The organism is Salmonella sp. FC25216 (assembly GCF_057751355.1).
On sequence record NZ_JBDGON010000016.1, the window covers coordinates 74,648 to 87,048 of the forward strand.

Consider the following 12,401-nt stretch of genomic DNA (forward strand, 5'->3'; position numbering starts at 1 on the left):
ATGGCTGTAGAAGATACTCAACCGCTTATCACGCATCTGATTGAGTTGCGTAAGCGCCTGCTAAACTGCATCGTCGCAGTACTTCTGATTTTTCTGGCGTTAGTTTATTTCGCCAATGATATTTATCATTTAGTCGCCGCACCGCTGATTAAACAGATGCCGCAAGGGGCGACAATGATTGCGACGGATGTGGCGTCGCCGTTTTTTACGCCTATCAAACTCACCTTCATGGTGTCTTTGATCTTATCCGCGCCTGTCATTTTGTACCAGGTTTGGGCCTTTATCGCCCCGGCGCTGTATAAGCATGAGCGCCGCCTGGTCGTACCGTTGCTGGTATCCAGCTCGCTGCTTTTCTACATTGGTATGGCCTTCGCCTATTTTGTCGTATTCCCTTTGGCCTTTGGTTTCCTGACGCATACGGCGCCGGAAGGGGTACAGGTTTCGACGGATATCGCCAGCTATCTTAGCTTTGTCATGGCGCTATTTATGGCCTTTGGCGTAGCCTTTGAAGTGCCGGTGGCGATAGTGTTGCTATGCTGGATGGGCATCACCACGCCGGAAGATTTGCGTAAAAAACGACCTTATATCCTGGTCGGGGCATTCATTGTGGGAATGCTGCTTACGCCGCCGGATGTTTTCTCGCAAACGTTGCTGGCGATACCGATGTACTGCCTGTTTGAAATTGGCGTTTTCTGCTCACGTTTTTATGTCGGTAAGCGACGGACGCGCGACGAAGATAACGAGGCCGAGACCGAAAAGGCCGCGCATACTGAAGACTAAGCACAACCGCCCGCCAGGGCGGTTGTCATATGGGGGCAAGCATGTTTGATATTGGCGTTAATTTAACCAGCAGCCAGTTTGCAAAAGATCGTGATGATGTGGTCGCCCGTGCGTTTGCGGCGGGAGTAAAAGGTATGCTACTGACCGGAACGAACATCCATGAAAGTCAGCAGGCGTTAAAATTGGCGCGGTGCTACCCTCATTGTTGGTCGACGGCAGGCGTCCATCCCCATGACAGCAGCCAGTGGTCATCCGCGTCTGAAGACACCATTATTGCGCTGGCGAACCAGCCGGAAGTCGTCGCTATCGGTGAGTGTGGGCTGGATTTCAATCGCAATTTTTCCACGCCGCAGGAGCAGGAGCGTGCCTTTCAGGCGCAGCTACAAATTGCCGCCGAATTACAGATGCCAATCTTTATGCACTGCCGGGACGCGCATGAGCGATTTCTGGCATTGCTTGATCCCTGGCTGGATAGTCTTCCCGGCGCAATACTGCACTGCTTTACCGGTTCACGCCAGCAAATGCAGGCCTGTGTGGACAGAGGAATCTATATCGGTATTACCGGGTGGGTTTGCGACGAACGACGCGGGCTTGAGCTACGTGAACTATTACCGTTTATTCCAGCGGAAAAGCTACTGATAGAAACCGACGCGCCGTATCTGTTGCCTCGCGATCTTACGCCGAAACCGACGTCACGACGCAACGAGCCCGCTTATCTGCCTCACATCCTGGAGCGCATCGCGCTATGGCGTGGTGAAGATCCGCAATGGTTAGCGGCGATGACAGATGCCAACGCCAGAACCTTATTTGAGGTCGTATTCTGAACGATCGCTAAATCTTGCGAAAACCGGTGTTTTTTACGCTCTGCTTCACTTCTTTATTGAGTAAATTAAGCAGTAACATCGAACGCGTTTCGCCATCCGGTTCGGTAAAAATCGCTTTCAGCCCTTCAAATGCGCCTTCCGTGATGATGACGCTATCGCCGGGATAGGGGGTTTCAGGATCGACAACCCCTTCGGGCTTGTAGATAGAAAGCTGATGAATAACGCTGGAGGGCACGATCGCAGGATGCGCGCCAAAGCGCACAAAATGGCTGACGCCGCGCGTGGCGTTGATCGTAGTGGTATGTATCACTTCCGGATCGAATTCAACGAACAGATAATTAGGAAAGAGCGGCTCGCTGACGGAGGTACGTTTTCCGCGCACCATTTTTTCCAGGGTGATCATCGGCGTCAGGCAGCTTACCGCCTGTCTTTCGAGGTGTTCCTGGGCACGCTGAAGTTGCCCGCGTTTGCAGTACAGTAAATACCAGGATTGCATAATGACTCTTATCCGCTTGTTCGGGGCGCAAGCATAGCAAAAGCCATGCGCGAAGTTAATTATACACTTCATCCTTCAAGCCGCATCTGGGTTTGCGTTGGTTGCCAGAGTTCACGCTAATTTAACAAAACTACAGCATCCCGATGATGAACGCCGTATAATGATGCGCTTACCAAGAGGCTACTATGGACGCCATGAAATATCACGATTTACGCGACTTCCTGACGCTACTTGAGCTGCAGGGGGAACTAAAACGCATCACAATACCTGTGGATCCTCATCTGGAAATCACGGAAATCGCTGACCGCACGCTGCGTGCCGGTGGGCCTGCGTTGCTGTTTGAAAATCCTAAAGGTTACTCAATGCCGGTGCTGTGCAACCTTTTTGGCACGCCAAAGCGCGTGGCGATGGGCATGGGGCAGGATGATGTTTCCGCATTACGGGAAGTGGGTAAATTATTAGCGTTTCTGAAAGAACCTGAGCCGCCGAAAGGTTTTCGCGATCTGTTTGACAAGCTGCCGCAGTTTAAGCAAGTGCTGAACATGCCAACGAAACGGTTACGCGGCGCGCCTTGTCAGCAGAAAATCGCTTCTGGCGATGATGTCGATTTAACGCGCCTCCCTATCATGACCTGTTGGCCGGACGACGCCGCGCCGCTGATTACCTGGGGACTGACGGTAACGCGCGGCCCGCACAAAGAACGGCAAAACCTGGGCATTTATCGTCAGCAGTTGATAGGTAAAAATAAGCTGATTATGCGCTGGCTGTCCCATCGCGGCGGCGCGTTGGATTTTCAGGAGTGGTTAGCCGCGCGTCCGGGCGAACGTTTCCCGGTCTCCGTCGCATTAGGCGCCGATCCGGCGACAATTCTTGGCGCCGTGACTCCCGTTCCCGATACTCTGTCGGAATATGCCTTTGCGGGCTTGCTGCGCGGCACGAAAACTGAAGTGGTTAAATGCCTTTCTAACGATCTGGAAGTGCCTGCCAGCGCCGAGATTATTCTTGAAGGTTACATTGAGCCGGGAGAGATGGCGCCGGAGGGACCCTATGGCGATCATACGGGCTATTATAATGAAGTGGATAACTTCCCGGTCTTTACCGTTACGCATATTACGCAACGTGAGGATGCCATCTATCACTCCACCTATACCGGACGTCCGCCCGATGAGCCAGCGGTATTAGGGGTGGCGCTCAATGAAGTTTTCGTGCCTATTCTGCAAAAACAATTTCCGGAAATCGTCGACTTTTATCTGCCGCCGGAAGGGTGTTCCTATCGCCTGGCGGTAGTGACGATGAAAAAGCAGTACGCTGGTCATGCGAAACGCGTCATGATGGGAGTTTGGTCGTTTTTGCGCCAGTTTATGTATACGAAATTTGTTATCGTTTGCGATGATGACGTTAACGCACGCGACTGGAATGATGTGATTTGGGCGATTACCACCCGTATGGACCCTGCGCGGGATACGGTGCTGGTTGAAAATACGCCGATTGATTACCTGGATTTTGCCTCGCCGGTCTCCGGGCTGGGTTCAAAAATGGGGCTGGATGCCACAAACAAATGGCCGGGCGAAACCCAACGCGAGTGGGGTCGTCCTATTGTTAAAGATCCTGAAGTTACCGCGCGTATTGATGCGATTTGGGATGAGCTGGCTATCTTTAAATAACTGAAAGCGGACACCGACATTTCAGGCAGCGGCGACGCGGCTTGAAAAATGTCGGTATTGACCCGACACCCGACAGAGGGAGCGCATGACAACCTTAAGCTGTAAAGTGACCTCGGTAGAAGCTATCACCGATACCGTATATCGGGTTCGTTTAGTGCCGGACGCGGCGTTTTCATTCCGCGCTGGTCAGTATTTGATGGTCGTAATGGACGAGCGTGATAAACGCCCGTTTTCGATGGCCTCAACGCCGGACGAGAAAGGGTTTATTGAATTACACATTGGCGCTTCCGAGCTCAATTTGTATGCGATGGCGGTCATGGATCGGATTCTGAAAGACCGGGAAATCGTCGTCGATATTCCGCATGGCGACGCCTGGCTACGTGACGATGAAGATCGTCCGTTGATTCTGATCGCGGGCGGTACGGGCTTTTCTTATGTGCGCTCCATCCTGTTGACGGCGTTGGCGCGCAACCCGGCCCGCGATGTTACCATTTACTGGGGCGGTCGCGAAGAAAAGCACCTCTATGATCTCTCTGAGCTGGAAGCGCTCTCTGTTAACCATCCGAATTTGCGTATTGAACCTGTTGTCGAGCAGCCGGAAGAGGGCTGGCGTGGACGTACAGGAACGGTACTTACAGCAGTATTGCAGGATCACGGTACGCTGGCGGGGCACGATATTTATATTGCCGGACGTTTTGAGATGGCGAAAATTGCCCGCGATCTGTTCTGTAACGAGCGTAACGCGCGGGAAGATCGTCTGTTTGGCGATGCATTCGCATTCATTTAAAAGCAAAAAACCCGCCCCTGACAGGCGGGAAGAACGGCAACTAAATTTTCTCGTGGAAACGATACGTTGTAGGCCGGATAAGACGCGCCAGCGTCGTCATCCGGCATGTTTTATCGGGTGCCCGGGCTGAAATAATTAAACCCGCTCAAACACCGTGGCGATGCCCTGACCCAGGCCAATACACATCGTCGCCAGACCAAACTGCGCGTCTTTACGCTCCATCAGGTTGATAAGCGTAGTGCTGATACGTGCTCCGGAGCAGCCGAGCGGATGACCAAGCGCGATCGCACCGCCGTTGAGGTTGATCTTCTCGTCTATCTGCTCCATTAGTCCCAGATCTTTAATGCATGGCAGGATCTGCGCGGCAAATGCTTCGTTCATCTCAAATACATCGATATCGCTGGCCGATAGTCCTGCTTTTTTCAACGCCCGTTTTGACGCCGGCACCGGCCCGTAACCCATAATTGACGGATCACAACCTACCACTGCCATTGAGCGAATACGGGCGCGAGGTTTCAGGCCCAACTCACGGGCGCGACTTTCGCTCATTACCAGCATGGCGGCTGCGCCATCGGAAAGCGCGGATGAGGTGCCCGCCGTAACCGTACCACTGACAGGGTCAAATGCCGGACGCAGCGTTGATAGCGCTTCGACCGTGGTTTCCGGGCGGATCACTTCATCGTAATTAAACTGCTTCAGTACGCCATCGGCATCATGACCGCCAGTCGGGATAATCTCCGTTTTGAATGCGCCAGATTGGGTGGCGGCCCAGGCGCGGGCGTGAGAACGCGCGGCGAACTGGTCCTGCATTTCCCGGCTGATACCATGCAGGCGGGAGAGCATTTCCGCCGTCAGCCCCATCATCCCTGCCGCTTTGGCGACGTTGCGGCTCAGACCCGGATGAAAATCGACGCCATGGCTCATTGGCACATGCCCCATATGCTCCACGCCGCCTACCAGACAAACCTGTGCGTCGCCGGTCATGATCATTCGCGCTGCATCGTGTAACGCCTGCATCGAGGAGCCACACAGACGGTTGACGGTGACAGCCGGTACCGAATGGGGAATTTCTGCCAGCAGCGCGGCGTTACGGGCAATGTTGAAGCCTTGTTCCAGCGTTTGTTGTACGCAGCCCCAGTAAATATCATCGAGAGTCGCCGCTTCCAGCGCCGGATTACGCGCCAGCAGGCTACGCATTAAGTGGGCGGAGAGATCTTCTGCCCGCACGTTGCGAAACGCGCCGCCTTTCGAACGGCCCATCGGGGTGCGAATAGCATCGACAATGACAACCTGTTCCATTGTGACTCCTTAAGCCGTTTTCAGAGAACCAACCGGACGGGCTGGTTCAACCGGGGGATAATACGGTTCGTTATGGCGCGCTTTATTACGCAGCCCTTCCGGCACCTCATACAGCGGGCCGAGGTGTTGATACTGCTGCGCCATATCAAGATATTTCGCGCTGCCCTGTGTATCCAGCCAGCGGAACGCGCCGCCGTGGAACGGAGGGAAGCCCAGGCCGTAGACCAGCGCCATATCGGCTTCCGCCGGGCTTGCGATAATGCCTTCTTCCAGACAGCGAACCACTTCGTTAATCATCGGGATCATCATGCGGGCGATAATCTCGTCGTCGCTGAAATCGCGTTTCGGCTGGCTGACGCTTGCCAGCAGGTCATCCACAGCGGCATCTTCTTCTTTCTTCGGCTTACCCTTGCTGTCTTCTTTATAGCGCCAGAAGCCCAGACCGTTTTTTTGCCCAAAACGGCTGGCGTCAAACAGCGCGTCGATCGCATCGCGATACTCTTTATGCATCCGTTGCGGGAAGCCTGCCGCCATTACCGCCTGTGCGTGATGCGCGGTATCAATACCGACAACATCCAGCAGATAGGCTGGGCCCATCGGCCAGCCGAACTGTTTTTCCATCACTTTATCGACGTTGCGGAAATCCGCGCCGTCACGCAGTAGTTGACTGAAACCGGCGAAATAGGGGAATAGCACGCGGTTAACAAAGAAGCCGGGGCAGTCGTTGACCACAATCGGCGTCTTGCCCATTTTGTTTGCCCAGGCGACGACTTTGGCAATGGTTTCGTCTGAACTCTTCTCACCGCGAATAATTTCAACCAGCGGCATCCGGTGTACCGGGTTAAAGAAGTGCATTCCGCAAAAGTTTTCTGGACGTTTCAGGACGTTTGCCAGTTCACCGATCGGAATGGTGGAGGTATTCGAGGCCAGCACGGTTTCTGGGTGCACTTTCTCTTCCGTTTCCGCCAGTACCGCTTTTTTCACTTTCGGATTTTCGACCACCGCTTCGACAACAACATCTACGCGATCGAAACCGGTATAATCGAGAGTCGGGTGGATGGTCGAAATGACGCCCGCCAGCTTCAGACCGTCGATCTTGCCGCGCTCCAGTTGTTTGTTCAGCAGCTTGCTCGCTTCGGTCATGCCCAGCCTCAACGATTTATCGTTGATATCTTTCATGATGACCGGTACGCCTTTCCAGGCCGACTGGTAAGCGATACCGCCGCCCATAATGCCCGCGCCCAGTACGGCTGCCTGTTTCGGCGTCTCAATATCTTTGGTCAGCTTTTTGGCTTTACCTTTTACATACTGATCGTTGAGGAAGATACCGACCAGCGCGCGAGCCTCATTGGTATGCGCCAGTGGAACAAAGCTTTTATTTTCCAGATTCAGCGCTTCTTCACGACCAAAACGCGCAGCGGCTTCAATGGTTTTCACTGCGGTCATCGGCGCCGGATAATGTTTACCTGCCGTTTGTGCGACCATGCCTTTGGCGATGGTAAAGCTCATCGCCGCTTCAATCTTACTGAGTTTCAACGGCTCCAGCTTCGGCTGGCGCTTGGCTTTCCAGTCAAGGTCGCCGGCAATGGCCTGGCGCAACACCGCTATCGCGCCTTCAATTAGTTTCTCTTGTTTGACCACGCCATCCACAAGGCCGATTTTCAGCGCGTGCTCAGCACCGACATCTTTACCCGCCGCGATAATCTCCAGCGCGCTGTCCGCGCCCAGCATACGCGGCAAACGAACGGAGCCGCCGAAGCCCGGCATGATGCCCAGTTTGGTTTCCGGCAGACCGATACGGAGGTCTGGTGTCGCCAGACGGTAATCGGTCGCCAGCACGCATTCGCACCCGCCGCCCAGCGCATAGCCGTTTACGGCGGCAAGGGTCGGTACGGGTAAATCTTCCAGACGGTTAAAGACGCTGTTAGCGAAATGCAGCCATTGGCTTAACTGCTCTTCGGGTACGAGGAACAGTGAAAGAAATTCGGTGATGTCCGCGCCGACAATAAAGGCCGCTTTATTAGAGCGCAGCAGTAGCCCTTTTAAATCGTGTTGCTTTTCCAGCACCTCAAGCGCCTGGCCGAGGCTGGCGACGGTTGCGGTGTCGAGTTTATTGACCGAGCCTGGAGCATCGAACACCAGTTCGGCGATGCCATCTTCCAGCCAGTCGAGGTACAGGGTGTCGCCTTTATAAAGCATGTCAGTCTCCTGAATCCACAAGGTGATCTGGTCGTACCAGATGAAGCGAAGTGTGTATTTTGTGTTAAAAAAATGCAAATAAATGATTAAAGAAATGCCGATGTGATCACGCTCGGCAGAGATCACGCTCTCATGGAGCGATGTGCTAAGATGCGGGGACTTGAGGTCAAAAAAACAGAAGGGTAAAAAATGGAATCACTGGCCGCGCTCTATAAAAATCATATCGTTACCTTACAAGAACGGACGCGTGATGTTCTGGCGCGCTTTAGGCTGGATGCGTTACTTATTCACTCCGGCGAGCTATTCAACGTCTTTCTCGACGATCACCCTTATCCGTTTAAGGTGAATCCACAGTTTAAAGCGTGGGTGCCGGTAACTCAGGTTCCAAATTGCTGGTTGCTGGTTGATGGCGTCAACAAACCCAAACTGTGGTTTTATCTGCCCGTCGATTACTGGCATAACGTTGAACCGCTGCCAACGTCCTTCTGGACGGAAGAAGTCGAGGTCGTCGCCTTGCCGAAAGCGGATGGCATCGGCAGCCAACTGCCTGCCGCGCGTGGCAATATCGGCTATATCGGCCCGGTTCCTGAGCGCGCGCTACAATTGGATATCGCCGCCAACAACATCAACCCGAAAGGTGTTATCGACTATCTGCATTACTACCGCGCCTATAAAACGGATTATGAGCTGGCCTGTATGCGTGAAGCGCAGAAAATGGCGGTGAGCGGCCATCGCGCGGCAGAAGAAGCCTTCCGTTCCGGCATGAGCGAGTTTGACATCAACCTGGCGTACCTGACCGCCACGGGTCATCGTGATACCGATGTTCCGTACAGCAACATTGTGGCGCTGAACGAACATGCCGCCGTGCTGCATTACACTAAACTGGATCATCAGGCGCCGTCTGAAATGCGCAGCTTCCTGCTGGATGCGGGCGCGGAATACAACGGCTACGCGGCGGATCTGACGCGGACCTGGTCAGCGAAAAGCGATAACGACTACGCCCACCTGGTGAAAGATGTTAACGACGAACAGTTGGCGCTGATCGCTACCATGAAGGCGGGCGTCAGCTATGTGGATTATCATATTCAGTTCCATCAGCGCATCGCGACGCTGCTGCGTAAACATCAAATCATTACCGACATGAGTGAAGAGGCGATGGTGGAAAATGATCTCACCGGGCCGTTTATGCCGCACGGTATTGGTCATCCGTTGGGTCTGCAGGTACACGATGTGGCCGGGTTTATGCAGGATGATTCCGGTACGCATCTCGCTGCGCCGTCCAAATACCCGTATCTGCGCTGCACGCGTGTGTTACAGCCGCGAATGGTGTTGACCATTGAGCCGGGGATTTACTTCATCGAATCGCTGTTAGCGCCGTGGCGCGAAGGGCCGTTCAGCAAGCACTTCAACTGGCAGAAAATTGAAGCGCTCAAGCCTTTCGGCGGTATTCGCATTGAAGATAACGTGATCATCCACGAAAGCGGCGTGGAAAACATGACGCGGGATTTAAAACTGGCGTAATGGACAGTTGGTTAATCCCTGCAGCGTCGGTCACCGTTGTTGAAGAGATCAAAAAAAGCCGCTTTATTACGCTATTGGCGCATACCGATGGCGTAGACGCGGCGAAAGCGTTTGTGGAGTCAGTCAGAGCTGAGCATCCTGATGCGCGTCACCATTGCGTGGCGTGGGTGGCGGGTGCGCCGGACGACTCACAGCAACTGGGCTTTTCAGACGACGGTGAACCGGCGGGAACGGCAGGCAAGCCGATGCTTGCGCAATTGATGGGCAGCGGCGTCGGAGAGATTACCGCCGTCGTCGTGCGCTACTATGGTGGTATTCTGCTGGGTACGGGCGGGCTGGTAAAAGCCTATGGCGGCGGCGTGAATCAAGCATTACGTCAGCTTGCCACACAGCGCAAGACGCCATTAACCGAATATACTTTGCAGTGTGAGTACGGTCAGTTGGCCGGAATCGAAGCATTATTAGGACAGTTTGCCGGGAAGATCGTTTCCAGCGATTACCAGGCGTCTGTTTGGCTCAGGGTGGCGCTTCCTTTTACTCATGTGAATGCATTTTCCACAAAACTGGCGGATTTTAGCCGTGGTTCATTGCAATTGTTAGCGATTGAAGAATAATCCCCACCTCATTGTTAAGAATAAAGGAAGCGGCAGAGATGCATTTTCGCGCCATTACCCGAATCGTTGGACTACTGGTTATCTTATTTTCGGGGACAATGATTCTCCCGGGACTGGTAGCGCTAATATATCGTGATGGCGCAGGAAGGGCGTTCACGCAGACCTTTTTTGTCGCGCTGGCGATCGGTTCCATGCTGTGGTGGCCGAACCGCAGGGAAAAGGGCGAGCTGAAATCCCGCGAAGGATTTCTTATCGTGGTGCTGTTCTGGACCGTGCTGGGCAGCGTGGGTGCGCTGCCGTTTATTTTCTCGGAAAGCCCTAACCTCACCATTACCGATGCTTTTTTTGAATCGTTCTCTGGGTTAACCACCACGGGTGCCACTACGCTGGTGGGGCTGGATTCATTACCGCACGCCATTCTTTTTTATCGTCAGATGCTGCAATGGTTTGGCGGCATGGGGATCATTGTGCTGGCGGTGGCGATTCTCCCTATCCTCGGCGTCGGGGGGATGCAACTCTATCGGGCGGAAATGCCGGGGCCGCTGAAAGATAACAAAATGCGCCCGCGTATTGCGGAGACGGCGAAAACGCTGTGGCTTATCTATGTCTTGCTAACGGCAGCCTGCGCACTGGCGCTATGGTTTGCGGGGATGCCCGCGTTTGACGCTATCGGACACAGCTTCGCCACTATCGCCATCGGCGGCTTCTCAACGCATGACGCCAGCGTAGGCTATTTTGATAGTCCCACTATTAATACCATCATCGCTATTTTCCTACTGATCTCCGGTTGTAACTATGGTTTGCATTTCTCTTTATTAAGTGGGCGTAGCCTGAAAGTATACTGGCGCGATCCGGAATTCCGCATGTTCATCGGCGTACAGTTGACGTTGGTGGTGATCTGCACGCTGGTACTGTGGTTCCATAATATCTACGACTCGGCGCTGACAACGCTAAATCAGGCGTTCTTCCAGGTTGTGTCGATGGCGACAACGGCAGGGTTTACCACGGACAGCATTGCGCGTTGGCCGCTGTTTTTGCCGGTCTTGCTGCTATGTTCTGCGTTTATTGGCGGTTGCGCCGGGTCAACGGGCGGGGGGTTAAAGGTTATCCGCATTCTGCTGTTGTTTAAACAGGGGAACCGCGAACTCAAACGTCTGGTGCATCCGAATGCCGTTTACAGTATTAAGTTGGGGAACCGGGCGCTGCCAGAACGTATTCTGGAAGCCGTCTGGGGATTCTTCTCTGCCTACGCGCTGGTATTTATTGTCAGTATGCTGGCCATTATCGCTACAGGCGTAGATGATTTCTCGGCTTTCGCCTCGGTAGTGGCTACGCTTAATAACCTGGGACCGGGGCTGGGGGTTGTTGCTGATAACTTCGCCAGTATGAATCCGGTTGCGAAATGGATACTCATCGCCAACATGCTATTTGGTCGTCTGGAAGTATTCACTTTGCTGGTACTTTTTACCCCGACTTTCTGGCGTGAATAATGGAGTAACACGTGAAAACATTGATTCTTTTCTCTACCCGGGACGGACAAACGCGCGAAATTGCCTCTTATCTGGCTTCTGAACTCAAAGAGATGGGGATCTGGGCCGATGTCGTTAATCTGCATCGCGCAGAAGAGCCAGACTGGGATAGCTATGATCGCGTAGTGATTGGCGCGTCCATTCGTTATGGTCATTACCACAGCGCCTTCCAGGAGTTCGTTAAGAAATACGCTCCGCGGTTGAACGGAATGCCGAGCGCCTTTTATTCCGTTAACCTGGTGGCGCGTAAAGCGGAAAAACGGACGCCGCAGACTAACAGCTACGCGCGTAAGTTTTTGATGAGTTCTCCGTGGCGACCTGATCATTGCGCTGTCATTGCAGGCGCGCTTCGCTATCCCCGCTATCGCTGGTATGACCGTCTGATGATCAAGCTTATTATGAAGATGTCGGGCGGCGAAACGGATACCAGTAAAGAAGTGGTGTACACCGACTGGGATCAGGTTGCGAACTTTGCCCGTGAAATAGCCCATTTAACTAACAAATCGTCGGCAAAATAAGCGTAAAGCATAAAAAGTGCGCACTCAGAAAATTATTTTAAATTTCCTCTTGTCAGGCGGAAATAACTCCCTATAATGCGCCACCACTGACACGGAACAACGGCACACAGGCCGCCGGGTCAGCGGGGTTCAGACCAGAACCTCACGGAGAAAAGCGAAAATAAACGCTT

General features: G+C 53.5%; 11 protein-coding genes. 8 read left to right on the plus strand and 3 right to left on the minus strand.

Features of this window, described 5'->3' with window-relative positions; genetic code table 11:
- Positions 1-780 carry a Sec-independent protein translocase subunit TatC gene (gene tatC, locus AC3G3F_RS22465; RefSeq protein WP_023247414.1) on the plus strand — a complete coding sequence of 260 codons (780 nt, stop codon included), beginning with the start codon at positions 1-3 and terminating at the stop codon, positions 778-780.
- A 41-nt stretch (positions 781-821) separates the two neighbouring features.
- Entirely contained in the window at positions 822-1,604 is a 783-nt protein-coding gene (tatD, locus tag AC3G3F_RS22470) for a 3'-5' ssDNA/RNA exonuclease TatD (protein WP_053511000.1), read from the plus strand.
- A 7-nt stretch (positions 1,605-1,611) separates the two neighbouring features.
- Here tatD and rfaH read toward each other — a convergent pair whose 3' ends face one another.
- Entirely contained in the window at positions 1,612-2,100 is a 489-nt protein-coding gene (gene rfaH / locus AC3G3F_RS22475; protein WP_001192410.1) for a transcription/translation regulatory transformer protein RfaH, read from the minus strand.
- Positions 2,101-2,285: 185 nt separating this feature from the next.
- On the opposite strand from rfaH, the gene ubiD reads away from it, so the two are divergent.
- Positions 2,286-3,764, plus strand: coding sequence for a 4-hydroxy-3-polyprenylbenzoate decarboxylase (gene ubiD, locus AC3G3F_RS22480; protein ID WP_024149612.1), 1,479 nt, complete (start codon positions 2,286-2,288; stop codon positions 3,762-3,764).
- A gap of 85 nt (positions 3,765-3,849) precedes the next feature.
- Positions 3,850-4,551 (plus strand): NAD(P)H-flavin reductase, encoded by a 702-nt coding sequence (gene fre, locus AC3G3F_RS22485; protein WP_023247417.1) that lies wholly within the window; start codon positions 3,850-3,852, stop codon positions 4,549-4,551.
- 135 nt (positions 4,552-4,686) lie between these two features.
- On the opposite strand, the gene fadA is transcribed toward fre, so the two are convergent.
- Both fadA and fadB read right to left on the minus strand, forming a co-directional pair.
- Positions 4,687-5,850, minus strand: coding sequence for an acetyl-CoA C-acyltransferase FadA (fadA, locus tag AC3G3F_RS22490; protein WP_053511005.1), 1,164 nt, complete (start codon positions 5,848-5,850; stop codon positions 4,687-4,689).
- A gap of 9 nt (positions 5,851-5,859) precedes the next feature.
- Positions 5,860-8,049 (minus strand): fatty acid oxidation complex subunit alpha FadB, encoded by a 2,190-nt coding sequence (gene fadB / locus AC3G3F_RS22495; RefSeq protein WP_023247419.1) that lies wholly within the window; start codon positions 8,047-8,049, stop codon positions 5,860-5,862.
- A gap of 189 nt (positions 8,050-8,238) precedes the next feature.
- On the opposite strand from fadB, the gene pepQ reads away from it, so the two are divergent.
- Genes pepQ through hemG form a run of 4 tightly spaced genes read left to right on the plus strand, consistent with a single transcriptional unit; the run spans position 8,239 to position 12,231 of the window.
- Entirely contained in the window at positions 8,239-9,570 is a 1,332-nt protein-coding gene (gene pepQ, locus AC3G3F_RS22500; protein ID WP_488395799.1) for a Xaa-Pro dipeptidase, read from the plus strand.
- Positions 9,570-10,184: an IMPACT family protein gene (locus tag AC3G3F_RS22505; RefSeq protein ID WP_053528811.1), complete on the plus strand. Its 615-nt coding sequence runs from the start codon at positions 9,570-9,572 to the stop codon at positions 10,182-10,184. Before pepQ ends, AC3G3F_RS22505 begins: the two co-directional genes overlap by 1 nt.
- Positions 10,185-10,222: 38 nt before the next feature.
- Positions 10,223-11,674, plus strand: a complete 1,452-nt coding sequence (gene trkH / locus AC3G3F_RS22510; protein WP_023247422.1) for a Trk system potassium transporter TrkH — start codon at positions 10,223-10,225, stop codon at positions 11,672-11,674.
- A gap of 11 nt (positions 11,675-11,685) precedes the next feature.
- Positions 11,686-12,231, plus strand: a complete 546-nt coding sequence (hemG, locus tag AC3G3F_RS22515) for a menaquinone-dependent protoporphyrinogen IX dehydrogenase (RefSeq protein WP_053511014.1) — start codon at positions 11,686-11,688, stop codon at positions 12,229-12,231.
- The last annotated feature ends 170 nt before the right edge of the window (positions 12,232-12,401 follow it).

Bases quoted from the DNA above. Each gene is read 5' to 3' on its own strand.
- fadA (WP_053511005.1), bottom strand. From the start codon at position 5,850: ATGGAACAGGTTGTCATTGTCGATGCTATTCGCACCCCGATGGGCCGT.
- tatC (WP_023247414.1), top strand. From the start codon at position 1: ATGGCTGTAGAAGATACTCAACCGCTTATCACGCATCTGATTGAGTTG.
- rfaH (WP_001192410.1), bottom strand. From the start codon at position 2,100: ATGCAATCCTGGTATTTACTGTACTGCAAACGCGGGCAACTTCAGCGT.
- ubiD (WP_024149612.1), top strand. From the start codon at position 2,286: ATGGACGCCATGAAATATCACGATTTACGCGACTTCCTGACGCTACTT.
- fre (WP_023247417.1), top strand. From the start codon at position 3,850: ATGACAACCTTAAGCTGTAAAGTGACCTCGGTAGAAGCTATCACCGAT.
- AC3G3F_RS22505 (WP_053528811.1), top strand. From the start codon at position 9,570: ATGGACAGTTGGTTAATCCCTGCAGCGTCGGTCACCGTTGTTGAAGAG.
- fadB (WP_023247419.1), bottom strand. From the start codon at position 8,049: ATGCTTTATAAAGGCGACACCCTGTACCTCGACTGGCTGGAAGATGGC.
- pepQ (WP_488395799.1), top strand. From the start codon at position 8,239: ATGGAATCACTGGCCGCGCTCTATAAAAATCATATCGTTACCTTACAA.
- trkH (WP_023247422.1), top strand. From the start codon at position 10,223: ATGCATTTTCGCGCCATTACCCGAATCGTTGGACTACTGGTTATCTTA.
- tatD (WP_053511000.1), top strand. From the start codon at position 822: ATGTTTGATATTGGCGTTAATTTAACCAGCAGCCAGTTTGCAAAAGAT.